Origin of the sequence: Bacillus sp. SG20033, from assembly GCF_044570195.1 — a bacterium.
Lineage (GTDB): Bacteria > Bacillota > Bacilli > Bacillales > Bacillaceae > Bacillus > Bacillus subtilis.
Map to the genome: position 1 here is coordinate 211,474 of NZ_CP172606.1, position 24,171 is coordinate 235,644.

The 24,171-nt window shown below is 41.4% G+C and carries 24 protein-coding genes and 2 pseudogenes; 20 read left to right on the forward strand and 6 right to left on the reverse strand.

Features of this window, described 5'->3' with window-relative positions:
* The first annotated feature begins 63 nt into the window (after nt 1–63).
* From ACFVP7_RS01200 to ACFVP7_RS01260, 13 genes and pseudogenes are all read left to right on the forward strand, one after another.
* On the forward strand, nt 64–1,236 hold the full coding sequence (locus ACFVP7_RS01200) for an MFS transporter (protein WP_268554238.1): 1,173 nt from the start codon (nt 64–66) through the stop codon (nt 1,234–1,236).
* 95 nt (nt 1,237–1,331) lie between these two features.
* Nucleotides 1,332–1,679 (forward strand): annotated as a pseudogene (locus ACFVP7_RS01205) (glutamine--fructose-6-phosphate aminotransferase); the annotation flags it as partial.
* Between the two features lie 470 nt (nt 1,680–2,149).
* Nucleotides 2,150–2,317: a sporulation killing factor gene (skfA, locus tag ACFVP7_RS01210; protein WP_009966416.1), complete on the forward strand. Its 168-nt coding sequence runs from the start codon at nt 2,150–2,152 to the stop codon at nt 2,315–2,317.
* 66 nt (nt 2,318–2,383) lie between these two features.
* Complete coding sequence (skfB, locus tag ACFVP7_RS01215) at nt 2,384–3,616, forward strand: sporulation killing factor system radical SAM maturase (protein WP_003234902.1); 1,233 nt, start codon at nt 2,384–2,386, stop codon at nt 3,614–3,616.
* The gene (gene skfC / locus ACFVP7_RS01220; protein ID WP_396582907.1) at nt 3,613–5,103 is read left to right on the forward strand and encodes a sporulation killing factor biosynthesis protein SkfC; all 1,491 of its coding nucleotides are present in this window, start codon (nt 3,613–3,615) and stop codon (nt 5,101–5,103) included. The genes skfB and skfC overlap by 4 nt, the downstream gene beginning before the upstream one ends.
* Before the next feature lie 18 nt (nt 5,104–5,121).
* Nucleotides 5,122–5,844: a sporulation killing factor ABC transporter ATP-binding protein SkfE gene (gene skfE, locus ACFVP7_RS01225; RefSeq protein WP_327846179.1), complete on the forward strand. Its 723-nt coding sequence runs from the start codon at nt 5,122–5,124 to the stop codon at nt 5,842–5,844.
* The gene (skfF, locus tag ACFVP7_RS01230; protein ID WP_396582908.1) at nt 5,837–7,252 is read left to right on the forward strand and encodes a sporulation killing factor system integral membrane protein; all 1,416 of its coding nucleotides are present in this window, start codon (nt 5,837–5,839) and stop codon (nt 7,250–7,252) included. Before skfE ends, skfF begins: the two co-directional genes overlap by 8 nt.
* Before the next feature lie 46 nt (nt 7,253–7,298).
* A complete protein-coding gene (gene skfG, locus ACFVP7_RS01235) occupies nt 7,299–7,814 on the forward strand; it encodes a sporulation killing factor biosynthesis/export protein SkfG (protein WP_396582909.1) in 516 nt (171 codons plus the stop codon).
* Nucleotides 7,815–7,818: 4 nt separating this feature from the next.
* Nucleotides 7,819–8,244 carry a sporulation killing factor biosynthesis/export protein SkfH gene (gene skfH / locus ACFVP7_RS01240; protein WP_396582910.1) on the forward strand — a complete coding sequence of 142 codons (426 nt, stop codon included), beginning with the start codon at nt 7,819–7,821 and terminating at the stop codon, nt 8,242–8,244.
* Between the two features lie 248 nt (nt 8,245–8,492).
* A complete protein-coding gene (locus ACFVP7_RS01245; protein WP_232567384.1) occupies nt 8,493–9,470 on the forward strand; it encodes an alpha/beta hydrolase in 978 nt (325 codons plus the stop codon).
* A 1-nt stretch (nt 9,471) separates the two neighbouring features.
* Nucleotides 9,472–10,143: a two-component system response regulator YbdJ gene (gene ybdJ, locus ACFVP7_RS01250; protein ID WP_015382624.1), complete on the forward strand. Its 672-nt coding sequence runs from the start codon at nt 9,472–9,474 to the stop codon at nt 10,141–10,143.
* Nucleotides 10,140–11,126, forward strand: a complete 987-nt coding sequence (ybdK, locus tag ACFVP7_RS01255) for a two-component system sensor histidine kinase YbdK (protein WP_396582911.1) — start codon at nt 10,140–10,142, stop codon at nt 11,124–11,126. Before ybdJ ends, ybdK begins: the two co-directional genes overlap by 4 nt.
* A gap of 58 nt (nt 11,127–11,184) precedes the next feature.
* Nucleotides 11,185–11,448, forward strand: coding sequence for a hypothetical protein (locus tag ACFVP7_RS01260; protein WP_396582912.1), 264 nt, complete (start codon nt 11,185–11,187; stop codon nt 11,446–11,448).
* Here ACFVP7_RS01260 and ACFVP7_RS01265 read toward each other — a convergent pair.
* Together ACFVP7_RS01265 and ACFVP7_RS01270 are read right to left on the reverse strand one after the other, a co-directional pair.
* A complete protein-coding gene (locus tag ACFVP7_RS01265) occupies nt 11,433–12,203 on the reverse strand; it encodes a serine/threonine protein kinase (protein WP_396582913.1) in 771 nt (256 codons plus the stop codon). The genes ACFVP7_RS01260 and ACFVP7_RS01265 overlap by 16 nt on opposite strands.
* Before the next feature lie 86 nt (nt 12,204–12,289).
* Complete coding sequence (locus ACFVP7_RS01270) at nt 12,290–13,147, reverse strand: hypothetical protein (protein ID WP_160831925.1); 858 nt, start codon at nt 13,145–13,147, stop codon at nt 12,290–12,292.
* A gap of 131 nt (nt 13,148–13,278) precedes the next feature.
* On the opposite strand from ACFVP7_RS01270, the gene ACFVP7_RS01275 reads away from it, so the two are divergent.
* The 4 genes from ACFVP7_RS01275 (at nt 13,279) to ACFVP7_RS01290 (ending at nt 16,736) form a co-directional block, all read left to right on the forward strand.
* Nucleotides 13,279–14,463, forward strand: coding sequence for a DUF4885 domain-containing protein (locus ACFVP7_RS01275; protein WP_396582914.1), 1,185 nt, complete (start codon nt 13,279–13,281; stop codon nt 14,461–14,463).
* 316 nt (nt 14,464–14,779) lie between these two features.
* A complete protein-coding gene (locus ACFVP7_RS01280) occupies nt 14,780–16,168 on the forward strand; it encodes an amino acid permease (protein WP_015252942.1) in 1,389 nt (462 codons plus the stop codon).
* A gap of 111 nt (nt 16,169–16,279) precedes the next feature.
* On the forward strand, nt 16,280–16,528 hold the full coding sequence (gene csgA, locus ACFVP7_RS01285) for a sigma-G-dependent sporulation-specific acid-soluble spore protein CsgA (protein WP_003234887.1): 249 nt from the start codon (nt 16,280–16,282) through the stop codon (nt 16,526–16,528).
* A 16-nt stretch (nt 16,529–16,544) separates the two neighbouring features.
* Entirely contained in the window at nt 16,545–16,736 is a 192-nt protein-coding gene (locus ACFVP7_RS01290; protein ID WP_003234886.1) for a DUF5370 family protein, read from the forward strand.
* A 26-nt stretch (nt 16,737–16,762) separates the two neighbouring features.
* On the opposite strand, the pseudogene blaOXA reads toward ACFVP7_RS01290, so the two are convergent.
* A pseudogene (gene blaOXA / locus ACFVP7_RS01295) lies at nt 16,763–17,565 on the reverse strand (class D beta-lactamase).
* A gap of 172 nt (nt 17,566–17,737) precedes the next feature.
* On the opposite strand from blaOXA, the gene cypC reads away from it, so the two are divergent.
* On the forward strand, nt 17,738–18,991 hold the full coding sequence (gene cypC / locus ACFVP7_RS01300) for a fatty-acid peroxygenase (protein ID WP_396582915.1): 1,254 nt from the start codon (nt 17,738–17,740) through the stop codon (nt 18,989–18,991).
* 40 nt (nt 18,992–19,031) lie between these two features.
* Here the strand turns inward: cypC and ACFVP7_RS01305 are convergent, their stop codons facing one another.
* Entirely contained in the window at nt 19,032–19,292 is a 261-nt protein-coding gene (locus ACFVP7_RS01305) for a hypothetical protein (RefSeq protein WP_003234883.1), read from the reverse strand.
* A 268-nt stretch (nt 19,293–19,560) separates the two neighbouring features.
* On the opposite strand from ACFVP7_RS01305, the gene ACFVP7_RS01310 reads away from it, so the two are divergent.
* The gene (locus tag ACFVP7_RS01310; protein WP_396582916.1) at nt 19,561–21,180 is read left to right on the forward strand and encodes an APC family permease; all 1,620 of its coding nucleotides are present in this window, start codon (nt 19,561–19,563) and stop codon (nt 21,178–21,180) included.
* A gap of 46 nt (nt 21,181–21,226) precedes the next feature.
* On the opposite strand, the gene ACFVP7_RS01315 is transcribed toward ACFVP7_RS01310, so the two are convergent.
* Both ACFVP7_RS01315 and glpT read right to left on the reverse strand, forming a co-directional pair.
* Nucleotides 21,227–22,108: a glycerophosphodiester phosphodiesterase gene (locus ACFVP7_RS01315; RefSeq protein WP_124060143.1), complete on the reverse strand. Its 882-nt coding sequence runs from the start codon at nt 22,106–22,108 to the stop codon at nt 21,227–21,229.
* Nucleotides 22,109–22,206: 98 nt separating this feature from the next.
* Nucleotides 22,207–23,541 carry a glycerol-3-phosphate transporter gene (glpT, locus tag ACFVP7_RS01320; protein WP_003246460.1) on the reverse strand — a complete coding sequence of 445 codons (1,335 nt, stop codon included), beginning with the start codon at nt 23,539–23,541 and terminating at the stop codon, nt 22,207–22,209.
* A 295-nt stretch (nt 23,542–23,836) separates the two neighbouring features.
* Between glpT and ACFVP7_RS01325 the strand changes: the two genes are divergently transcribed.
* The gene (locus ACFVP7_RS01325) at nt 23,837–24,085 is read left to right on the forward strand and encodes a YbeF family protein (RefSeq protein ID WP_015715167.1); all 249 of its coding nucleotides are present in this window, start codon (nt 23,837–23,839) and stop codon (nt 24,083–24,085) included.
* Nucleotides 24,086–24,171 lie beyond the last annotated feature (86 nt).

Below are 24,171 nucleotides of genomic sequence, written 5' to 3' on the forward strand. Positions count from 1 at the left end.
TTTTTATAATAACATATCGATAATTCGTGATATGTTTATTAATAATTAAGGAGTGAATGTTTTATGTCTAACACTTGGAAAATTTATATTTTAGCCATTGTCAGCTTTTTAGTTGGAACCTCAGAGTACATCATTTCGGGAATTTTGGATCAAATTGCTCATACTCTCGGGATCACTTTAGCTGCCGCGGGCCAGCTTATTACCATTTTCTCACTTGTATATGCTCTTTCTACACCCGTACTTATGGCGTTGACAGCAAGTATGGATAGACGCAAATTGATGATGTATGCCCTAGGTTTGTTTGTGTTCGGTAATGTCCTGGCTTTTGTACTGCCTGGTTATGGATGGTTTATTGCAGCGCGGATCATTATGGCGATGGGAGCAGGTGTGGTTGTTGTCACCGCATTAACGATTGCGGCTAAGATTGCATCGGAAGGGAAGCAGGGCAGTGCCATCGCTACGGTCGTGATGGGATTTACCGCTTCTTTAATCATAGGTGTTCCGCTTGGAAGAATGATAGCAGTAGCATTAGGCTGGAAGTCTGTATTTGGTGCCATTGCTTTGTTGGGATTGATCGCGATGGTCGTTATTTTCTTTACTCTTCCGCATACTGAAGGGGATAAGCCTGTGCCTTTGCTTCAACAGCTTGCTCTTTTCAAAAAACGGAAAGTGGCTATGGGATTATCAATCACTTTCTTCTGGCTCGGGGGATATTCTGTTGCTTACACTTATTTGTCACCGTATCTCTTGAACATCTCAGGTATAAATGGCAAGCTGCTCAGCGGTGTTTTGCTTATATTTGGAATTGCCAGTTTGGTTGGATCAAAGTTTGGGGGATATAGCACCGATAAATGGGGAGTGCCCTTTACACTCGTTGGCGGGATGACGTTGCATATCGTCACACTGATTCTTCTGTCACTTGTTACTCATTCCTATATCGGAGTGTTGGTGATTCTCATATTATGGTCGTTTGCTGCATGGTCTACCGGTCCGACACAGCAATTTCACCTGGCTACAATAGAACCGGAAATGTCAGGAGTTTTGCTTAGCATGAATCAGTCAATGATGCAATTCGCCATGGCGGTCGGCGCAGGTATAGGAGGGGTTTTTGTGGAAAACGTATCATTGGCCTCGATTACCTGGGTTGGTGCGTTAGGGGTTATGATTGCCATTATTACATCATTGATGATTTTTCATTCACAACCGAAACAGACGCTAAAAGATATCAATCAATAATTTCGAAAGATCTAACATCCGCTCGTTATACAAGCGGGTGTTTTTTTTAGCGTAGTCAGTCCATGCATGAGTCTTCCAAGGGCCGACATCGTTCTGTATGTGTCGAAGGTGCACTGAAGCTGAATGAGATTTCTTAAGGCTTTGCCGCGGCGAGCTGAAGTACAGTACGATTGCCTTGACCGAACACTGGAAACACAAGAGAACGTAAACCTGAACATCCGCGTAAACGTCAAGGAAGTTGCCACTTGGGGAGTAAACACTTGCATCATCTCGCTGAAAGGCCTAGACAATGCGGATGACATATTCGTATTGCCGGAAGTAAACACAGCGCTTGCTCTGTTTCCGTTGTCGATTGCAGCTGATTGCTTACTAATGCTGCCCTGCATCTCGGTTGTGATGTCGATAAGCAGCGTAACCTTGTGAAGAGTGTTACTGTGGAGTAAGATGTTTAACCCTTTTGGATATTTTAGCCGAAGGGGTTTTTAGTATAGATATTTGATTTAAATTACAGGAGACTTCATTCATTTAACCAAAGTCATTGCTTTCTTAATCACTAAAGTTTATTTGAAAATAATCTCTTGATTTAATTTCCTCGAAGAGATTTTTTGTCAATCTATTAGGCATCAGAATTTTTATAACATAATTGATCGTCTTTTGACGTTTTGTTTATAGAACAAGAAAATATTTAAAACATAAGTGGAAAATTAGGGGTGAGCTCCTGTTTTTCTCGAGAGGATAGCTTGTCAGCTTTTCTATTTTTAATGGGTTAAAATATTCTATTTATACTAATTAATGTAATTTTTAGGATAATATACAAAATCCCCCTTACTTCGACAATTGCAATCTGGTATTATCGTATCGCATGGGAGCTATGTCAATAGACTCTATGCAAAAATTGAGAGGAGGTTTACTTATGAAAAGAAACCAAAAAGAATGGGAATCTGTGAGTAAAAAAGGACTTATGAAGCCGGGAGGTACTTCGATTGTGAAAGCTGCTGGCTGTATGGGCTGTTGGGCCTCAAAGAGTATTGCTATGACACGTGTTTGTGCACTTCCGCATCCTGCTATGAGAGCTATTTAACATTTGAGAATAGGGAGTTGAGCGTATTTGCTTATACTCCTTATTTTCTCTTAAGGGGGATTTTATATGTCATATGATCGTGTTAAAGATTTTGATTTGCCAGAGTTAGCGGTTCATTTACAGCCTCATGGTGCTGTAATGATTGATAGAAAAAGTATGTTTTATTTCAGACTCAGTGGACGTGGAGCACAGTTGGCGTTTCTGTTATCAAAAAACAAAAATCTTCATAAAACGGCACGTATTTGGGAGATTATGAAAAAAGAAGAGATGAGTGCTGACCAATTAAAAGAAGAGCTTAGTGCCCATCCATTTACGGAGGCTTGGACGGAAGGGCTGTTAGATCAGCCTTTACACGTTTCGGGTTCGCTAGATTCATATTTACCTATTAGTTGTACCTTGCAGTTGACAAATGCTTGTAATTTGAGCTGTTCGTTTTGCTATGCCAGCTCAGGTAAACCATATCCTGAGGAACTATCTAGTGAACAATGGATATTGGTTATGCAAAAGCTAGCAGCCCATGGAGTTGCTGATATTACGCTGACCGGGGGTGAAGCAAAGCTGATCAAAGGGTTTAAAGAATTAGTCGTTGTTGCAAGTTCGTTGTTTACCAATGTGAATGTATTTAGTAATGGATTGAACTGGCGAGATGAAGAAGTTGAATTACTTAGTCACTTAGGTAATGTTTCTGTACAGATTAGTATTGATGGTATGGATAATACACATGACCAATTAAGAGGCAGAAAAGGCGGCTTTAAAGAAAGTATGAATACCATTAAAAAATTATCAGAAGCAAACATTCCAGTGATTGTCGCTATGACCATTAATGAGTCCAATGCTGATGAAGTATCAGATGTGGTGGAGCAATGTGCCAATGCGGGTGCTTTTATCTTTCGTGCAGGAAAAACGTTATCTGTTGGACGTGCGACAGAAGGCTTTAAGGCTTTGGATATTGATTTTGAAGAAATGGTTCAAATACAGCTTAGGGAAGCACGTCATAAATGGGGAGATCGCCTGAACATAATTGATTGGGAGCACGAAGAGAGTTCGTTCACAACAGATTTTTGCACACCAGGATATCTTGCTTGGTATATAAGAGCAGATGGATACGTAACTCCTTGCCAATTAGAAGATTTGCCGCTAGGGCATATTTTAGAAGATAGCATGGCTGACATTGGTTCACCTGCTCGTTTGCTTCAGTTAAAATGTGAAGCTAAAAATTGCAAATGTATAGGGAAAATTGAGCTATCTGAACCGGACTTGCCTTTTCAAAAAGAAGTCAAGGCAGGGATTCAGGAATGAATAGTCTATCATTGGTGTTCTGGAGTATTTTAGCAGTTGTTGGATTACTGTTATTTATTAAATTCAAACCCCCAACAATTGCTTCACTACTCTTAAGCAAAGATGAGGCAAAAGAAATAAGCATTCAATTTATAAAAGAGTTTGTTGGGATAAATGTAGAGAACTGGGATTTTTATTCGGTATATTGGTATGACCACGATACAGTAAATAAACTTCATCACTTAGGCATACTTAAGAAAAATAGAAAGGTTTTATATGATGTTGGGTTGGTCGAATCATGGAGAGTCCGTTTCGTTCACAAGAATCAATCATTTGTAGTTGGTGTCAATGCCAATCGAGAAATCACTTTTTTTTATGCGGATGTTCCGAAAAAGTCCCTTTCGGGGAAGTTCGAACAAGTTTCTCCAGAGACACTCAAGCAGAGGTTAATGGCTTCACCTGATGGACTTTGGTCTAGAGCAAATATGACTGGTACTGGTAAAAAAGAGGAGGATTTTCGCGAGGTCAGTACTTATTGGTACATAGCGGAAGCGGGAGATATTCGGCTCAAGGTGACTGTTGAATTACAGGGCGGCCGAATTTCTTATATTGGTACTGAACAAGAAATACTAACAGATCAAATGAGTAAAGTCATTCGAGATGAACAAGTGGAATCGACATTCGGAGTATCTGGTATGCTGGGTTCAGCTTTAGCGATGATCCTTGCGATTCTCATCCTTGTATTTATGGATGTGCAAACAAGCATAATCTTCAGTCTTGTTCTGGGTTTGTTGATTATAATATGCCAGTCATTGACGCTGAAAGAAGATATTCAATTAACAATTGTAAATGCTTATGATGCAAGAATGAGTGTCAAAACGGTCAGTTTATTAGGTATTTTGTCTACACTTCTTACAGGATTATTAACAGGATTTGTAGTATTTATATGTTCATTGGCAGGAAATGCGCTTGCTGGTGATTTTGGATGGAAAACGTTTGAACAACCAATAGTTCAGATTTTCTATGGAATAGGAGCAGGGCTCATTAGTTTAGGAGTGACTTCTCTGCTGTTTAACTTATTGGAGAAAAAGCATTATTTACGAATTTCACCTGAGCTTTCTAACCGAACTGTCTTTCTATCAGGTTTTACCTTTAGGCAAGGATTGAATATGAGCATACAAAGTTCAATTGGAGAAGAGGTCATCTATCGGCTATTAATGATTCCAGTCATTTGGTGGATGAGTGGAAATATCCTCATCTCCATTATTGTATCTTCCTTTTTATGGGCGGTGATGCACCAAGTAACTGGATATGACCCAAGGTGGATACGTTGGCTGCATCTATTTATATTCGGTTGCTTTCTGGGAGTTCTCTTCATCAAATTTGGTTTTATTTGTGTATTAGTAGCTCATTTCATTCATAATTTAGTACTCGTCTGTATGCCGCTGTGGCAGTTCAAGCTTCAGAAACATATGCATCATGATCAGCCAAAGCATACTTCACTCTAATGATTAGGAGAAGATTTGATGCAATTGATGCAAGTGCAAAATTTAAGCAAATACTATCGAAATGGTGATGGGGTTGAACATTTGTCTTTCTCAATTCAACGAGGAGAAATCGTGGCGCTATTGGGGCCAAATGGAGCTGGGAAAACAACGACAATTCGGTGTTTGACAGGTCTCTATAAGCCGGATAAAGGAGATATCCTCATTGAGGGTTCTCCTCCAGGACATATAAATGTTCAAAAAAAAGTCGCGCTTATTCCTGATCAGCCATATCTGTATCCCGCTTTAACCGCTGCAGAACATATTCAGTTTAGGGCAAGAGGATATCATCCAGGTAAAAAAGATGTAAAAGAAAGGGTTTATCATGCATTGAAGGAAGTGCACTTGGAGGAGAAAGCAAACCAATTGTGTGGTCAGCTGTCAAGAGGCCAAAAGCAGCGGGTTGTCCTGGCGGGGGCGATTGTTCAAGACGCTTTGCTGTATATATTAGACGAACCGACTGTGGGCCTTGATATCCCATCAAAACAGTGGCTCTCTAACTGGTTAAAAACTAAAACCGATCAAGGGTGTTCAGCATTTGTATCAACTCATAGTCTAGAGTTTGTTTTAGAGACAGCAGACAGGGTGATATTAATTAGAGACGGCAAACTCATGCAGGATTTGTATGTTCCTCAATTCGAAGAAGAACAAGCGGAATGGAGAAAAGAAGTGATTCGTCTTCTGGGGGAATGGTCAGATGAATAATATCATTTCTTTTTTATGGCTTCAGTCAAAAAGGCGTTTTGTCAGTCAAGGTCAGGAAAAAAAAATGCCTTTTTTGATCATGCTCCTTTTTGTTGGAGCCATCGGATTTCAAGTAAGTTTTGTTTCTAGATCTACGACATGGGATATGAGTATTGCTGGTTGGGTACTTACAGGTGTTTTTATCCTTTATACGGCATTTGGACTTTTTTCAAATCGATTACCAAGTCAAATGGCAGATATTATATGGCTTTATGGCACTGCCACATCTTTTTCAAAAGTTGTGTATAGTGTTTTATTTTTCAGCGTCACTTGGAAGGCGTTGCTTTGGATCATCTCAGCCATATTCGGTGATGTATTAATTGTGCTTCTGTCTGGTGAGCATATCAATTTATTAGGCCGATCCATAATTTTTGTAGGGCTCTTTTTTATCGCTGAAGTGTGGTTGATGTCGGTCTCTTGTGCCAGAACAGTGAAGAAAATGAAAAGGGTATACGTTTTAGTTTTTCTTCTAATGTTAGGCATTTACTCCATATGTCTTTATCACTTCTTCTTTCTCCAACATTCATCTGGGATATGGGAGAGCATTGCCCGTCTTATTAGTGGTGTTGGATTAGTGTTTGATACATTGTCACCGTTGTATGTGGTTGTATTTATTGGGATCATCACAGTCTCTTTTATGACAATTGCTTTTACGAGCCGTCAGGTAGAAATGAAGGAATCGTTGGTGAAAGAAGCTGAATTCTGGGAGGAATTTCAAGAACGTCAATTTGGTTCAGGGCAAATTATACAGAAACCAAAAACGACTTGGTGGGGCTTGCAAGGTCTAAATGGCATTTGGTCTTTTCTGTGGTTGGAACTGTTGCTTTTTAAAAAATATTTATTTTTTCATAGCATTCATACGGTCATGCTCAGTGGCGTCTTTTATGTCGTCATTTTCATGTATCCAGAATGGTTTTATCTTCTTTTCTTTCTCATCGTTTCGGCAGTCATGTTAAGTTCCTATTATTCAGGAATTGTCAGACATTCTCAATCAGGCACCCTTCATTTATTCCCCGGTGCCCTTTGGAAAAAAATCATTATTCTAGAGCTGACGAATACAGTCTGGTTGTATATTCTTTACTGTGTCTCTATTACTTTTATGGCAGTTGGGAATTTAGTTTATTGGTATATATATGGCTTAGGGATATATATATGGTTCATGACAATAAGGCTTTTTGCTTTTACCCATACAAACCGAAACGATATTAAGCTTTCATTGCCTCAATACTACAAGTCATTTTTTATGGCATTAGGCCTGAGCGGCATTTGTTTGTATGTCATTCATTTATTGACTGCTGACTGGTATACATTAGTGGTGGTTGTCTGTATAGGGAGCCTAAGTTGGTGCCTGTTTTATCGTTTCAGATAGTGGTTATGTAGAGTTATTGTTTTAAAACGCGGAGAGGGGCTCTTTTATGAATTCAAATGGTGATAAATTGTCGTTATCTGTTCAGAATTTAGCGAATACAAATGAGATCACAATTGTTAAAGCGATAGGTGAGCTTAAGAAATCGGGAAAAGATGCAATACCAGTTTTGGTTGAGGCCTTAAAAGAGGAAGGCTCTTTGTGTAATATTGCTGCAGCTGTTTTAGGTGAGTTTGGGGAAGACGCGAGTGAAGCAGCGGAGGAGCTATCATGTTTATTAAAAAGTCATGCCGAAGATACAAGAATGGCAGCGGCGATTTCATTAATGAGAATCGGGAAGCCCAGTCTGCCCTTTGTCATCAAAATCGCTCAAGAAAGTGAAGGGCAATCGTGCTTTTGGGCATCTTGGTGTATTGCATGGATTGATCCGTCTTGCATTGAACCTAAGATGTATAAATGTCTAAAATACGAGCATGAACATCCTTCAGGAATAGTTGCTCCGTTTGCGGCTGAAGAGGCATTAGGAAAGCTGATTGCTTTTCAGCTGAAAGATAAGGAGGACTGAAAGGATGAAAGATGAACAAATGTTGACTGAATGGCCAAGTGATTTACCATGGTTGAATCAATCACAGAATGATTTTACATTTCCAAGTGACACATATCTTCTTCTTTATTTTTGGTCAATGAGCTGTCCAAACTGTCACCAATTAACAGACAAAGTCCTTCAAGATATAAAGGATATGAATGTGAAAGTAATCGGAGTACATGTCCCTTATATAGAAGAAGAGAAATCTATGGAGGTTGTCTTGACGTATGCTCTTGATAGGGGACTAGCTATTCCGATTGTATTAGACCAAAACTATGAAATCGTCACAACTTGTCACGTACAAGGCATCCCCAGCTTTTGTCTATTAAGTCAATACGGTCAGATCATTACTAAAACGATGGGAGATGTTGGTTGGGATAAGATGTTAAAAAAAATTGCAGGCTTGTGAAATTTTCCGTCTTGTATGTGCGACAAACGGTTGAATATTATGATGAAACGGTCCTTCCTATAAGCAGGAAGGTTTTTTAATGAAATATTTTTTTATTAGTAGGTAAATTCATCAAATGTTCTGCTATGCTCCAAATGTACACCTTTCCGTAAGGGCAAAGTCAAATGTGAAAATAAAACTGTTCCAAAGTTAATCAGAAATTTATTTTCATATTGTATCCTTTCAGTATCACGTGAAAGGAGCATCATATGAAAACATTATGGAAAGTCCTAAAAATTGTATTTGTCAGCTTGGCTGCTTTGGTTTTGCTTGTATGCGTCTCGGTATTTATTTATCACCATTTCCAGCTAAATAAGGAGACGGCACTGCTGAAAGGTAAAGGCACAGTAGTCGATGTTGACGGGAAAAAGATGAATGTGTATCAAGAGGGAAGCGGGAAGGATACGTTTGTGTTTATGTCCGGTTCGGGGATTGCAGCGCCTGCTTATGAAATGAAGGGGTTGTACAGCAAGTTTTCAAAAGAAAATAAGATTGCTGTTGTAGATCGGGCAGGTTATGGATACAGTGAAGTGTCTCACGATGACAGAGATATTGATACGGTATTGGAACAGACGAGGAAAGCGCTTATGAAAAGCGGAAATAAGCCTCCTTATATTTTAATGCCTCATTCGATATCCGGGATTGAAGCGATGTATTGGGCACAGAAATATCCTAAGGAAATCAAGGCCATTATTGCGATGGATATTGGATTGCCCCAGCAGTACGTCACGTATAAATTGAGCGGAGTTGACAGATTGAAAGTGAGAGGGTTCCACCTGTTAACCTCGATTGGTTTTCATCGGTTTATGCCTTCCGCTGTATATAATCCTGAGGTGATTCGGCAGTCGGTTTTAACTGATGAAGAAAAAGAAATCTATAAAGCCATTAATTTTAAGCAATTTTTTAATGCAGATATGGAGCATGAGCTTTTACAGTCTTACCAAAACGGCAGCAAATCTGTGAATCTGCCGGCACCAAAGGAGACCCCCGTCTTGATTTTAGATGCGGTCTCTGACCAAAATAGACATTCAAAGTATGCTATACAAAACCGAAAAGACTATGAAGCGTTTGCGGCTCAATTCAATACTGCCGATATAAAGGAACTGAGGGGAACACACAGTATTTATTTATATCAGCCTGATCAAATATATAAACTTTCCATGGAGTTTATGAGAAAGGTTCGCTAGGATGAAGGGTTATCATATTTTAATCGTTGAAGACGATGTGATGATTGGTGATTTGCTGCAAAAGATTTTGCAGCGTGAGGGATATCGTGTGATATGGAAAACAGATGGAGCGGATGTGCTTTCGGTGATTCAGAAGGTGGATTTGGTCATTATGGATGTGATGCTGCCGGGTGAAGACGGGTATCAAATGTCTGCAAAAATCAAAGAGCTGGGGCTGGGCATTCCGGTTATTTTTCTTTCGGCCCGTAATGATATGGACAGCAAGCTTCAAGGTTTGCAGATCGGCGAGGATTATATGGTAAAGCCCTTTGATCCGAGAGAGCTGCTATTAAGAATGCGGAATATGCTTGAGCATCATTATGGCACCTTTACGCAAATCAAACATTTGTATATTGATGCGGTAACGAAAAAAGTGTTCAATGAAAGCCTGCATGATGAGGTATTGTTTACTGCGATTGAGCGGAAAATTTTCTTTTATTTATATGAAAATAGAGACAGTATCCTGACAAAGGAACATTTCTTTGAATATCTATGGCAGCTCGAAGATAGAAACCCGAATATTGTCAATGTGCATATTAAAAAAATCAGAGCTAAAATCAATGATCAAGCGGGTGAGATGATTGAAAATATATATGGAGAAGGGTATCGGCTGAATACCGTTGTGAAGAAATGAAGCTCAAGACAAAATATCAGTTGTTATTGTTTACGGCCGTCATTAGTGTTCCGATGCTATTGCTGGCGGTCAGTGTTTTGATGTCGGTGATTTATGACAGCATGTTTAAACCGATGAATCATGGTATGCCCTTTCACAGGTCGTTTGCGTACCCGGCAATGATCGTTGTATTTTTGATATCACTCTTATTGTTAGCTTTTTTATTTTCAAAGTCGATTCATTCTCTGTTGCATAAAATCAATCTATTAAATCAAACCATTAGGCATTTGGCGAGTGATCAAAGGGTGCCCGATAAAATTGAAGTGAAGCGTGCTGATGAAATCGGGGAACTGATCAAGTCGGTCAATTTGTTAATTGAACGGACGACATATCGTGAACTGGAGCTGAGACAGCAAGAGGAAATCAAAAAGGAGCTTTTGCAAAAACTGCGGCATGACATTAATACACCTTTAACGGCTCTCAGGCTGCAGTTATTTTATTTGGAAGACCAATGTCATGGTCAGGCTGTATTCGAATCATTGTATCAGCAAATCGAATATATCTCGGAATTAACCAATGAATTCAATCTATATTCCGCTGAGACGCTGGAAAGCTCTTATATTGTAAATGAAGAAGTGCGTCTAAACGAGCTATTAGAAACAGCGGTGAAAAAGTGGGATTATTTATACAGTATGAGTGGGATTGAGCTGCACTATAAGCCGGCAGATCAAGATGTGATATGGATGAGCAACACGTTATGGATGCAAAGGCTGTTTGATAATATTTTTCAAAATACGTTAAAGCATTCAAAAGCTGAAAAGATGGAAGTCACGATTGAACATGGCAATGTTTTTATTCGTGATGACGGTATTGGATTTGATCGGAATGAGAGCAGTGAGGGACTTGGGTTAAAGATTATTGAGGATACATGCAGGCTGCTTGCGATTACTTATGAGCTGCATACAAATGATAACGGAACGGGGTTCTTGTTTTCAAAAGAGTGACCCCGCTGATGTTTTTCTTTCTCCTATAAAATTTATATAATAGGGAGAAAGAAATGGGGTGAACATCATATGTTTAAAAAAATCATCAAAACGATTAAGTACTTCTCAAGCAGTTCTAGTGACCGATATCGCAGACACCGGCATTACAGCAGCAGCCGGCGCAGACATTATCGCAGCTACAGCAGCAGCTCGGGCAAAAGAAGACACTATGACCGTTATGGCGGCAGTCATCGTTACAAACGCCGGAGCTACAGCAGCAGTTAATCCAAAAAAAGTTCTTGTTCCGCTTTTGGGACAAGGGTTTTTTTATGTGACCGATTGAATGGCCCGGTTTAGATCCTCGCGAATGGAAGCGGTGTGCTGATACTCTTCCTCGATGCCCAATAATCTTTTCAGCAGCAGGATTACTTCCTTTGTCAGTGTTAATTCCTCCAGCCAAGTGCCGTTTTTCTTCTTTTTTCCTTTATATTGAGAGTACAGCAGGAATAACAGCGTTTCTCCGAGATCGAAGAAGTCATCCTGTTTTCGTACCGTTATTTCCTCCATTTCTTCAAGAGTCAATTGTTTGGCAAGGCCGAAATCGAGGAGGCAGAGCCTGCCGTCATTGATGATGATATTAGGCGTTCTGATGTCGCTGTGGAAGATAAGGCGATCATGCAGGTATTCTATAATCTCAAGCAGCTGCGAAATCAGTTGTAACGCCATAAGCTCTGTGAACGGCTGTTTTCGAAAAAATAATAATTCTTCTATATTATCTCCCTCAATGAACTGCATGACATAATAAGCCTGTCCGTCTATGATGAACTCATCTATGAAGCCCGGAATTTGCGGGTGGTGGATGCTTTTGAGCAGTTTTATTTCCTGCTGGAACCGGACTGTCTCTTTTTCCTTTTTGGCTTTTGTCGGCCGAAGCTGTTTTAAAACATAAGGTGTTTGAGTTAGGGTATCGGTGCACAAATAAACCAAACCGTAGCCTCCCATACCGAGGCACTCTTCAATTCTGTATTGATGATTTAAGATAACACCGTTCTTTAGAGGGCGGTCAAAAAGCAGTTTTTTTAGAAGTTTTAATGCCATGTCTGCCACTTCCCTTGGTTGTACTGACTATAGTTTACCTTCTAGACGGAGAATAAAAAAGAGCCGGATAACCGGCTCGGTATAAGTTAAAACTGCTTTGTCACGTCGTATTCATAATCTATTTTTGCTTTTACGTTGCTCATCGTCGATCTGGCTGTCGCTAATGTATTATATTTAAAACTCCATACCTTTGCCACACTGAGTTGATCCGACAAAGAGATATCATAAGACCCTGAAGTCGAGCTGTTTACAAGGGCACGGCGCCATTCGTTGTTTTCGCTTGTCATGATCAGATGGCGTGTATTTCCCTGGCTTGGTGTTTGAGTGGCGGTTGTTTGAACTCTGGTTACAATGGCATCACGCGGTATCCCGGATTGGTTTGTTATATCAACCTTGATCACGCTGGAATCAGAACCTGAGGGGCTAAGGCTTGTATTTCCTTTATTTTCAGCAACGCCGCTGAATTGGAATGTTCCGCTGCCTGATTTGATTCGGTCTTCAATTGAAAGTGTAAAATACATGTTTCCGGTATAGGTGCCTCGTGACACTTTCACATAAAAGGTATCTGTCGTGTTTTGGGCGTCTGCATTTGCATAAATAAAAGAAGAAAACGTATTAGGGTTAATGACTTCTGTCCCTTGAGAAACAGGTATTCTATTCTTATCATAAATTTCAATTTTCATCCCTGTATACGCGCTCTGGTATGTACTCCTCACGTATACTTTTTCTCCCTTATTAGCCGTAAAAGTGAAATAGGCTTCATCTTGACCAGCTTCCAGTATTGTTGTATCGATATTTTTATATTTCCAATAACCGATCGGCATTGCGGTATCAAATGAATTGTTTCCTGTGATAGCAGTGACTCCGACAGCTGATGCCGAATACGTAAAGGTGAATAAGACAGACAGCATAACAGCGAATGGAATAAGCCATTTTTTCACCATGCAAACAACCTCCTTTTATTTCCATCATACATAATAACGATTTAGGTGTAAATAAATGTTTTTTGAGGTTAATATATACATTATCTTCGCCGATAAAAAAGAATAAGAGAGAATACTCGGGAGGGAATTCAATGCGTCTGAATCGCCAATTTATCCGCACTCAGCTGATGGCACAGAACATATTAAGCAAGAATGCGCCTGCGAAACGGGAGAATGCGACTGAAAATCCAGCGGCAGTTCTGGAAAAGGCATACAGCAGGCTTAAGTCACAATCTTCAACTGGGGGAATCAATCAGTTCAATTATTCTAAAACCAGCGTGTCGGGAAACAGCGGGACGTTCAGCAAAGTGTATCAATCAGCGAATGATCGAACAGTGACAGACACAGGGGAAGAAACAGTGATTCAATCCCAAAACCCCTATGAATCTGAGAGTGATATCAGAACCAAAATACTAGATGAAAAATACAGCAGGATGAATGCGATTAACAAAACAAAGTCTGATCCATTAGGCTATATTAAGGATAAGTACCAAAATTCAAAGTCGCCTTATTTCAGAAGTGATCTGTCAGCTGCAGAAAGACAGGCCGCTTACGATAATGAAACAGAATGGTTATTCAAAGGCAAGGCCCAAAACTATAACCTTCAGGATGCTGCGTTTCGGAATGTCACATTTCATGGGGAAGTGGAAGCTGAGAATGAAAAGGTGTATCAGCGGGGACAGGTTAACCAGCAGCTGCAAGTGCTGTTGAATCGAAACCATATTCATATTCCAGAGGGGACAGAGCTGACGTTTACGATTACGCCTATTGACTATCAGGTGCGGGTGAGCGGGACAGACGATCAGGATCTGATCAAGCAAATTGAGCAAGTGCTGCAATCTGGAGACAACAGCAAAGAACTATTTTTGCACATCATGAAAAGCCAAAGCAGTGATTCAACACAATTTTCCGAAGAGGCCTATCAAAAGTATCAGGCAGCTCGTGAGATGTACGAAGTTACAGGCTACCATTTGAAGGATTTAGAAGTCATTGATGGACGGTACGTCACGCCTGAGGGACGTGACTTAATAGATGTATATAAGGAAGAGCTTGAAAAAGATCCAGTGCAGAAACAAACGGCTTCTTATGCTATATCTTACTATCGTTCAGAGCTCAGTAAAATCGCTGAAGCCGGGTATAATGCCATTCCGGATTTCATCCTATCAATTGATTACAGCAATGGATCTCTGAGAGATGTGGGACAAAGCAAGAGCTATGGGACCGGAGATACCGGGTGGCTTGAAGCATTAAAGCGTCAAACGGGTGTGAATTATTAGGTAAGCTGTTCATGTAGAACAGCTTATTTTTTATGAGAATCTAAGGGATATATTATCCTAATATTCAAATAATTTTATTATTTTTATATAAAAGATTTTAAAAGAAGTGAACGATTCAAAACTCTGAACAAAGGTGTTTGCCTGAAAAAAACAATTGTATTTTCCAGAGAAATTTATTATGATGAAATAAGTAATTTAGGAGATTATATAACAATTTTAAGTTTGAATTTTCTGATTGTTATCACTGATTCATGTGAAGGCAAGCAGGTCTGCTGTTTTCTCATTTATGAGTATTTTGTTAGGAGGAGGAAGAGGAGTGGCAAATAAAGAATTAAAGAGGGGCCTGGGCGCGCGCCATATTCAGATGATCGCCTTGGGCGGTACGATCGGTGTTGGCTTGTTTATGGGTTCTGCCAGCACGATTTCATGGACTGGCCCATCTGTCCTTCTGGCTTATGCAATATGCGGAATTTTTATCTTTTTTATTATGCGTGCGATGGGTGAAATGCTGTATGTCGAGCCGAGCACAGGTTCTTTTGCGACGTTCGGCCACCAATATATTCATCCGATGGCAGGTTATATAACAGCATGGAGCAACTGGTTCCAGTGGATTATCGTCGGCATGTCAGAAATTATCGCTGTCGGTTCTTATATGAAGTATTGGTTCCCGGATTTGCCTGCTTGGATACCTGGTATCGTGGCAATGGTGATTCTTGGTGCGGCGAATTTAATTTCTGTTAAGTCGTTTGGGGAATTTGAGTTTTGGTTTGCGATGATTAAAATCGTCACGATTATCTTGATGATTATTGCGGGAATCGGAATTATTTTCTTCGGTTTTGGCAATGGCGGAGATGCGATCGGTTTGTCGAACCTGTGGTCTCACGGGGGCTTCTTTGCAGGAGGTTTCTCAGGTTTCTTCTTTGCACTGTCTCTTGTCATTGCAGCCTATCAAGGAGTTGAGCTGATCGGGATTACAGCGGGTGAAGCGAAGGACCCGCAAAACACGCTAAGAAATGCGATTCAAAGTATTATCTGGCGTATTTTGATTTTCTACATTGGCGCTATTTTTGTGATTGTGACGGTGTATCCTTGGGATGAGCTCAACTCACTCGGAAGTCCGTTTGTGTCTACGTTCTCGAAAATCGGAATTACGGCAGCGGCCGGCATTATTAACTTTGTCGTGATTACTGCTGCAATGTCCGGCTGTAACAGCGGTATTTTCAGCGCGGGCCGCATGCTGTATACACTGGGTGTCAATGGACAAGCACCGAAATTCTTTAAGAAGATTTCACGCAATGGTGTGCCGCTGTATGGCACAATTGCGGTGCTGATCGGTTTGGCTGTCGGTGTTGTACTGAACTATATCGCGCCGCCGAAGATCTTTGTCTATGTATACAGCGCAAGCGTGCTCCCAGGGATGATTCCTTGGTTTATCATTTTGATCAGCCATATCGGATTCAGAAAAGCAAAGGGTGCTGCATTAGATAAACATCCATTCAAAATGCCGTTTGCTCCTTTTACAAACTATTTGACGATTGCTTTCTTGCTGATGGTTCTGGTTGGCATGTGGTTTAACGATGATACTCGTATCTCTCTGATTGTAGGCGTGATTTTCTTAGCGCTTGTGGTCATTAGTTATTATGTGTTTGGGATTGGCAAACGCACGCAGGCCAATTTGACAAAAAGCGAACAAGCAGCTGAATAACGATAAAAAAGAGACATTCACGGATGTCTCTTTTTTTATTTTTCGCGTATGGATTTTCCCTATTTTAGCAAGCTATAGGGTAAAGATAGCAGAAGGAAAGGTGTTCATAAAATGGATGTTACACTCGGTTATTTGCGCGAATCACTTTCGAATCATCTAGAAAATGAAGTCTGCCAGCGTATTTGCAAGAAGATGCTGGCGAAGCGTTATGCAAATGAAGAGGAATTTGTAAAAGACTTAGATGATAATGAAATGTCTTTTTTGAACCATGTATTAGAAAAAGAAATTAAGTATGCCCAGAATGAACAGGATCAAAAACGGGCCAAGGAATTAAACGAGGTGTATGAATTACTGCTTTGAGAAAGGCGGGTAAGAAATGGGAGCAATTGAACGAAGCGGATATACATTTCAGCCGGAGTTTAGCGTTGTCCGTCAAAACGGAGCCATCCATGTGTACCATCAAGGAGAGTTTGTGGAAGAAATCGAATTTGAATTTAACGGGGAATATCCCGATCATGATTTGATTGAAGAGCTTGTGAATCATTATTGTTTTGAGCATGAGATTTAGAGCCCTGCCGTGCAGGGCTCTTTTATTTAGGATGTGATCAGGCCATACTTTTTCAGGATATCCACGGTGATGTTTTTGGCTTTTGTGCCGGAATCATCGACATTGGTGACAAAGACATAAGAGCCATTCTCTGTTTTGATGAATCCGACAAACCATCCTAATCCCATATCTGTCAGGCGGGTTCCGGTTTTCCCGTAGAGCGTGTAATGATCGCCTTCCTCTTGAATCATCATGCGCTTGACGGTTTTCATTACCGGCTTGTCAAATGGAAGCTCCTCTTTAAATAGGTTCTCCAAAAAGGTTTCTTGTTCCAGCGGAGATATTGTGAGAGAGCTTTGCAGCCAAAACTGGTCGATTCCCCCGCTGATATCCTCGTTGCCGTAAGATAGTGTTTGAAGCCATGTTTTCATTCTTTCCTCACCGATATCCCGCGCTAATGCCTGATAATACCAGATTGCGGATTCGCGCATGGCCGAGCCAAGCGTATGGTCGCGGTTCCATGATTCGAATTCACGCTTGACCCCGTCCCATCGTTTACATCGTATTCATCTCTTACAGCTTTGACCTGCAAACCGATTAAAGCGTTCACGACTTTAAAGGTGGATTGCGGAGTTTGTCTTTGATTTGCCCGTTTTCTGTTATAGACAAATGTCTGATCCTTTTGTAAATCATGAAGAATGAAGGTTCCATCCGTATCCTTGAATTCGTCATCGACATTCATTCTGCTGACATTCAAGTGTTTTTCATGAGCAGATGACGCTGCGTGTACGGAGAAGCCGCCGATCCCTGCAATACCCAGCACAAGCACAACATATATCCATTTCTTCATTTTGTTCTCCCCTTTGTTTTGATTAACTATCTTTTCTCTCTTTCGTTTGTTCTTCCTTTAAAAAATAATCAAAAAGCGCTTAAATTTGGTTTTGTAAACAAATACTGTTACTGGGTTTATATTGGGAAGATAACGTGAAAATAGAGGGTAAAAAGGAAGGTAGGGTAAGCGGATGAATGAGCAGATTCCACATGACAAAAGTCTCGATAACAGTCTGACACTGCTGAAGGAAGGGTATTTATTTATTAAAAACAGAACAGAGCGCTACAATTCAGATCTGTTTCAGGCCCGTTTGTTGGGAAAAAACTTTATTTGCATGACTGGCGCTGAGGCGGCGAAGGTGTTTTATGATACGGATCGATTCCAGCGGCAGAACGCTTTGCCTAAGCGGGTGCAGAAATCGCTGTTTGGTGTTAATGCGATTCAGGGAATGGATGGCAGCGCGCATATCCATCGGAAGATGCTTTTTCTATCATTAATGACACCGCCACATCAAAAACGTTTGGCTGAGTTGATGACAGAGGAGTGGAAAGCAGCAGTCACAAGATGGGAGAAGGCAGATGAGGTTGTGTTATTTGAAGAAGCAAAAGAAATCCTGTGCCGGGTAGCGTGCTATTGGGCAGGTGTTCCGTCGAAGGAAACGGAAGTCAAAGAGAGAGCGGATGACTTCATTGACATGGTCGATGCGTTCGGTGCTGTGGGACCGCGGCATTGGAAGGGAAGAAGAGCAAGGCCGCGTGCGGAAGAGTGGATTGAAGTCATGATTGAAGATGCTCGTGCCGGCTTGCTGAAAACGACTCCCGGAACAGCGCTGCATGAAATGGCTTTTCACACACAAGAAGATGGAAGCCAGCTGGATTCCCGCATGGCAGCCATTGAGCTGATTAATGTATTGCGGCCTATTGTCGCCATTTCTTACTTTCTGGTGTTTTCAGCTTTGGCGCTTCATGAGCATCCGAAGTATAAGGAATGGCTGCGGTCTGGAAACAGCCGGGAAAGAGAAATGTTTGTGCAGGAGGTCCGCAGATATTATCCGTTCGGTCCGTTTTTAGGGGCGCTTGTCAAAAAAGATTTTGTATGGAATAACTGTGAGTTTAAGAAGGGCACATCGGTGCTGCTTGATGTATATGGAACGAACCACGACCCTCGTCTATGGGATCATCCCGATGAATTCCGGCCGGAACGATTTGCGGAGCGGGAAGAAAATCCGTTTGATATGATTCCTCAAGGCGGGGGACACGCCGAGAAAGGACACCGCTGTCCAGGGGAAGGCATTACAATTGAAGTCATGAAAGCGAGCCTGGATTTCCTCGTCCATCAGATTGAATACGATGTTCCGGAACAATCACTGCATTACAGTCTCGCCAGAATGCCGTCATTGCCTGAAAGCGGCTTCGTAATGAGCGGAATCAGACGAAAAAGTTAAATTAAAAAGCTCTCTTCCTTTATCGAAGAGAGCTTTTTGATTACTTCTTTTTTTCATCGTAGTATTGGACGGGATACATGGAGCCTTCTGATACCATTTTGTTATCCTCGATATCTTGCGGGTCCGGGTGGCCGGCTTTATCAACTGGGAACGTTTCCATATCGGGCTGTTTTGTTATTTTCATCTTCATGCTGTGAATGAATTCTCTTGCCTTTTGGCGATTTGACGGGTCTTTTAATAGATAAGAAGTGATGCCGACAGTTGAAACAGCGAGACCTGAAAGTAACAGCTTTTGTTTCATGGTGATACTCCTTTCTATTTTAAGAATAGTGTTTCCTGTATCATTCCCGTTTTGGAAATTGCTAAACCTGTTGTGTTTTTATCATTGTGATTAACAGTAAATTCCATTTAAGAAGAAACTAGTGACTTCATTCCTGTATTGGAAGGTAATATACACTGACTTATTATTATCTTCAGTCAAAATTCGATAAATATTGACAAAGTAAAGTAATCAGAATAATAATATAATTAGCAAGAGAATGTCATCATACATGAAAGGTGTTTACGATATGAATCAATTGCATCGAAGAATGGGAACGTTTTCCCTCATGATGGTCGGGCTCGGGTCGATGATCGGTTCAGGCTGGCTGTTCGGGGCTTGGCGTGCGGCTCAAATAGCAGGACCAGCTGCTATTATTTCATGGGTTATTGGAATGGTCGTCATTTTATTTATTGCTCTTTCTTATAGTGAACTAGGTTCTATGTTCCCTGAAGCGGGGGGAATGGTAAAATATACGCAATATTCACACGGTTCGTTTATCGGTTTTATTGCGGGCTGGGCCAACTGGATTGCGATTGTGTCCGTCATTCCGGTTGAAGCGGTGGCCTCCGTTCAATATATGAGTTCTTGGCCTTGGGAATGGGCGAAATGGACAAGCGGTTTGGTGAAGAATGGAACGCTGACTGGGGAAGGACTAGCATTTGCCTCTGTATTGCTTCTCATTTATTTTCTGCTGAACTATTGGACAGTCAATCTATTTTCGAAAGCGAATTCATTAATTACGATTTTTAAAATTATTATTCCGGGTCTTACGATTGGAGCTTTGCTGTTTGTCGGATTCCACGGAGAAAACTTTACTGGCGGTCAAAGCATTGCGCCGAATGGCTGGGCAAGTGTGCTGACGGCGGTTGCCACTTCTGGTATCGTTTTTGCGTTTAACGGTTTCCAAAGCCCGATTAATATGGCGGGTGAAGCAAAAAATCCGGGGAAATCAATTCCGGTTGCGGTTGTCGGCTCTCTTTTCGTTGCGACAGTGATTTATGTCCTGCTGCAGATCGCCTTCATTGGAGCTGTGAATCCTTCTGATATTGCTCACGGCTGGAGCCATCTGAATTTTAATTCTCCTTTTGCTGATCTGGCGATTGCGCTGAATATTAACTGGCTTGTTATTGTGTTATATGCAGATGCATTTGTATCACCGTCTGGAACGGGGATTACGTATACGGCGACAACGTCCCGAATGATTTACGGAATGGAAAAAAACAAATACATGCCGAGTATATTCGGGAAGCTTCATCCGATTTACGGCGTTCCGCGACAAGCAATGTTCTTTAACTTGATTGTTTCGTTCATCTTTTTGTTCCTGTTCAGAGGGTGGGGCGTATTAGCGGAAATTATTTCTGTTGCTACGTTAATATCTTATATCACCGGCCCGATCACAGTGATGACATTGAGACGGACGGGGAAAGACCTGTACAGGCCTCTTCGTTTAAAAGGCTTAAACGTGATTGCGCCGCTTGGATTTATCTTTGCGTCACTGGTGCTGTATTGGGCGCGCTGGCCGTTAACAGGACAGGTTCTGTTTATTATTCTGATCGGTCTTCCGATTTATTTCTATTATCAGGCGAAGGCGAAATGGAAAGGGTTTGGCCGAAACTTCAAAGCCGGCGTTTGGATGGTGTTTTATCTGCTGGCCATGATGGTCATTTCTTATTTGGGCAGTGATAAATTCGGCGGCCTGAATGTCATTCATTATGGCTGGGATATGGTTCTGATTGCGATGGTATCACTTGTATTCTATGTGTGGGCGCTGAAGAGCGGCTACCAGACAGAATACTTAAAGGATGCGAAAGAGATCAATTCTCAGCTGCTTAATGGACAGTCAGAAGCTGCTGCCGGAAAAGAATAAAATATAGAAGAAAACCTTGCGATAGTTGTCGCAAGGTTTTTTTCGTTTAATAACCCTTTTTTACTTTGTGGAAAAGATCAGGATAGTTGGTGAACACTCCTGTTACGCCCCAATCAAGCAGGCGATGCATATCAGCTTCATTATTGACTGTGTAAGGATGAAGCAGGAGGCCGTGGCTGCGGATCATACGGACGTTTTCTTGATTTAAAGCTTTATAATCCGGGCCCGCACCGACAGCGTATGTTTTGATTTCTTCCAGGGCAGCATCTGTCATTGACGCCATTTGTTTGGCTTCCAGCAATTGAACGGTCGGCAGGTTTGGCTGTAATTGATGGACTTTTACCAGACTTTCTTTGCTGAACGATTGAATGATCACCTGGCCTGGCTTAGAATGCTTCCCCAGTAATTTATGTTTCTGCAAAGAAGCGATCAGTTTTTCTTCCATACCTGGGTAGGTGTCAGGCGATTTTGTTTCAATGTAGTAGTTCGCGTGCTTTCCGAAACGGTCTAATACCTCTTCTAATGTAGGAACTTTAAGGCCGACGTACTGCGGCTTTGCTTTTTCCGGATAGGCTTCATTAAACCAAGAACCGGCGTCAAGCTTCTTAATGTCTGCGAGCGTATGGTCTTTCACCCAGCCTGTTCCGTTTGTGGTACGGTCCAGTTTTTCGTCATGCATGACAATCAATTTCCCGTCTTTTGTCATTTGCAGATCCAATTCAATATAATCAGCTTTCATTTTCTGAGCGGTTTCGTAAGACAGAATCGTGTGCTCAGGCACATATCCAGAAGCCCCTCTGTGCGCGACGGTCAGGATACGGTCAGGTGACAGCAGGTTTCCTTTTGACGCTGCCGACACTGGCGTTACCATAAATGAGAGTAAGCCCAGCGACAGAACAAACAAGGCCAGTATTCTATTTTTTCTCATGATTTCTCCTCCTTATAGATAAGCACTACCTGTCTTTCATATTAAAAAACGGATGTAAACGGCGTGTTGGAAAACTATTAATCTTTTATGTGTCTTTCTTAAACATGCTCTGCCCGTTTTCCTGTATTCCAAGTCAAAGCCAAGAAGACGATGGCAAGAATGCAGGAAGAGATCAGCATGATAAAGCCGCCGTTCCAGTTAAAACGGTCAACGACAAAGCCCATAATGGCGTTTGCGAAAGCGGATCCGCCGATGTATCCGAAAAATCCGGTCAAACCGGCTGCAGTTCCGGCTGCTTTTTTCGGTGCTAGATCGATCGCTTGCAGGCCGATCAGCATAACAGGTCCGTAGATTAAGAAGCCAATGCTGATCAAGGCGATATTGTCTACGAGCGGATTGCCGGCCGGATTCAGCCAGTACACCAATACGGCAATGAAAACACCCGCCATAAACAAAACGCCTGCCGGTGCCCGGCGGCTTTTGAAGAATCGGTCACTGATCCAGCCGCACAAGATCGTTCCCGGTATGCCTGCGTATTCGTAAAGAAAATACGACCAGCGTGAGTCTTCAGGAGAAAAGCCTTTGGCTTCTGTTAAGTAAGTAGGCGCCCAGTCAACCACGCCGTATCGCACGAAATAAACAAATACATTGGCAAAAGCGATGTACCAAAGAAATTTGTTGTTCAGCACATATTGAAAAAGAATTTCTTTTGTTGTTAATTCTTTTTCCTGATTTTTAAAAGCGTGTTTTGGATAGTCATTCCGATACTCTTCAATTGGCGGGAGTCCGCAGGATTGAGGCGTATCACGAACCAATAAAACAATTAAAAATGAAATGATAATGGCGATGATGGCAGGGAAGAAAAACACGCTTTTCCAAGTGACGAACATCGCGATGCCAAGAGTGACAAGCGGAGCAAGAATACCGCCGCCTATGTTATGGGCGACATTCCAGATCGACATTTTTGTGCCGCGTTCACTTATGGAGAACCAATGAGCCATCGTCCTGCCGCATGGCGGCCAGCCCATTCCTTGAAACCATCCGTTGATAAACATAAAAATAAACATGATGGTGACGCTCGAAGTCACCCAAGGCATTGAAACGAATAGAATATTAACGATTGCTGATAAAAATAGGCCTGTCGCCAGAAAATATCTCGGATTACAGCGGTCAGACACCATTCCCATGATGAATTTGCTGAAGCCGTACGCAATGGACACAGCGGCCAGCACCAAACCCAGTTCTGTTTTCGAAAATCCCTGTTCCTGCAGATAAGGAATGGCAAAGGCAAAGTTTTTCCGCAGCAGGTAGTAGCCTGCGTAGCCAATGAAAATACCAATGAATACTTGCAGCCTGAGCCGTTTGTATGCCGCATCCATCTTTGAATCATCCAGTCTCTCAATATGAGGAGCCGGTTTAAATATATTAAGCATTAAAATTATCCCCCTTTGCTGTTTGTGCTGGATGTGTGGCGTGCCTCCTTTCCCGAAAAACAAAAAGAGCCAGAAAACACCCCTTGTCAAAAGGGGTTGGATTCCTGGCTCTCCTCATCTCCATCCAAGCTATTAACTTATCATGATAGCGCTTTCTTAAATTATCATAGTCCGGGGCGAATGTAAACGGGTAATTTTCAAATTGGGCCTTAGGGAAGTAAATATTATCCTTTTACTAAATGCAGTTATGTTTTTTTACTAGTAACATAAAAATCTGGAGGGAGGCTGTTTAAAGGTGGATGAATTAGATATCGCATTCTTTATTTTACCGTTAGGAATTATGCTGCTATCGATTGTCGGGACCTGTATTTGTAAAAACCCGTATCTGATGCCAATGCTTAGTTTGGTGATTTCTCTTGTGCTCACATTTACCATTTTTAATGAATCGTTTTTGGGATGGGCTGTTGTCTATAGCTTGGTTTCTCTGGCTTTATCCTATATCACATTGATTGTGGTAAGGAAAAGGAAGGAATCAGGAAATTAAAAAGACCTCACTTTCTAACATATCGTTGACTAAGGCAACTATATGTGATTATAATTGAAATAGTCAACGATATTAGAAAGTGGGGA

What these genes read in the sequence shown, in the direction of transcription:
- ACFVP7_RS01200 (WP_268554238.1), top strand. Translation starts at nt 64, where the DNA reads ATGTCTAACACTTGGAAAATTTATATTTTAGCCATTGTCAGCTTTTTA.
- skfA (WP_009966416.1), top strand. Translation starts at nt 2,150, where the DNA reads ATGAAAAGAAACCAAAAAGAATGGGAATCTGTGAGTAAAAAAGGACTT.
- skfB (WP_003234902.1), top strand. Translation starts at nt 2,384, where the DNA reads ATGTCATATGATCGTGTTAAAGATTTTGATTTGCCAGAGTTAGCGGTT.
- skfC (WP_396582907.1), top strand. Translation starts at nt 3,613, where the DNA reads ATGAATAGTCTATCATTGGTGTTCTGGAGTATTTTAGCAGTTGTTGGA.
- skfE (WP_327846179.1), top strand. Translation starts at nt 5,122, where the DNA reads ATGCAATTGATGCAAGTGCAAAATTTAAGCAAATACTATCGAAATGGT.
- skfF (WP_396582908.1), top strand. Translation starts at nt 5,837, where the DNA reads ATGAATAATATCATTTCTTTTTTATGGCTTCAGTCAAAAAGGCGTTTT.
- skfG (WP_396582909.1), top strand. Translation starts at nt 7,299, where the DNA reads ATGAATTCAAATGGTGATAAATTGTCGTTATCTGTTCAGAATTTAGCG.
- skfH (WP_396582910.1), top strand. Translation starts at nt 7,819, where the DNA reads ATGAAAGATGAACAAATGTTGACTGAATGGCCAAGTGATTTACCATGG.
- ACFVP7_RS01245 (WP_232567384.1), top strand. Translation starts at nt 8,493, where the DNA reads ATGAAAACATTATGGAAAGTCCTAAAAATTGTATTTGTCAGCTTGGCT.
- ybdJ (WP_015382624.1), top strand. Translation starts at nt 9,472, where the DNA reads ATGAAGGGTTATCATATTTTAATCGTTGAAGACGATGTGATGATTGGT.
- ybdK (WP_396582911.1), top strand. Translation starts at nt 10,140, where the DNA reads ATGAAGCTCAAGACAAAATATCAGTTGTTATTGTTTACGGCCGTCATT.
- ACFVP7_RS01265 (WP_396582913.1), bottom strand. Translation starts at nt 12,203, where the DNA reads ATGGCATTAAAACTTCTAAAAAAACTGCTTTTTGACCGCCCTCTAAAG.
- ACFVP7_RS01270 (WP_160831925.1), bottom strand. Translation starts at nt 13,147, where the DNA reads ATGGTGAAAAAATGGCTTATTCCATTCGCTGTTATGCTGTCTGTCTTA.
- ACFVP7_RS01275 (WP_396582914.1), top strand. Translation starts at nt 13,279, where the DNA reads ATGCGTCTGAATCGCCAATTTATCCGCACTCAGCTGATGGCACAGAAC.
- csgA (WP_003234887.1), top strand. Translation starts at nt 16,280, where the DNA reads ATGGATGTTACACTCGGTTATTTGCGCGAATCACTTTCGAATCATCTA.
- ACFVP7_RS01290 (WP_003234886.1), top strand. Translation starts at nt 16,545, where the DNA reads ATGGGAGCAATTGAACGAAGCGGATATACATTTCAGCCGGAGTTTAGC.
- cypC (WP_396582915.1), top strand. Translation starts at nt 17,738, where the DNA reads ATGAATGAGCAGATTCCACATGACAAAAGTCTCGATAACAGTCTGACA.
- ACFVP7_RS01305 (WP_003234883.1), bottom strand. Translation starts at nt 19,292, where the DNA reads ATGAAACAAAAGCTGTTACTTTCAGGTCTCGCTGTTTCAACTGTCGGC.
- ACFVP7_RS01310 (WP_396582916.1), top strand. Translation starts at nt 19,561, where the DNA reads ATGAATCAATTGCATCGAAGAATGGGAACGTTTTCCCTCATGATGGTC.
- ACFVP7_RS01315 (WP_124060143.1), bottom strand. Translation starts at nt 22,108, where the DNA reads ATGAGAAAAAATAGAATACTGGCCTTGTTTGTTCTGTCGCTGGGCTTA.
- glpT (WP_003246460.1), bottom strand. Translation starts at nt 23,541, where the DNA reads ATGCTTAATATATTTAAACCGGCTCCTCATATTGAGAGACTGGATGAT.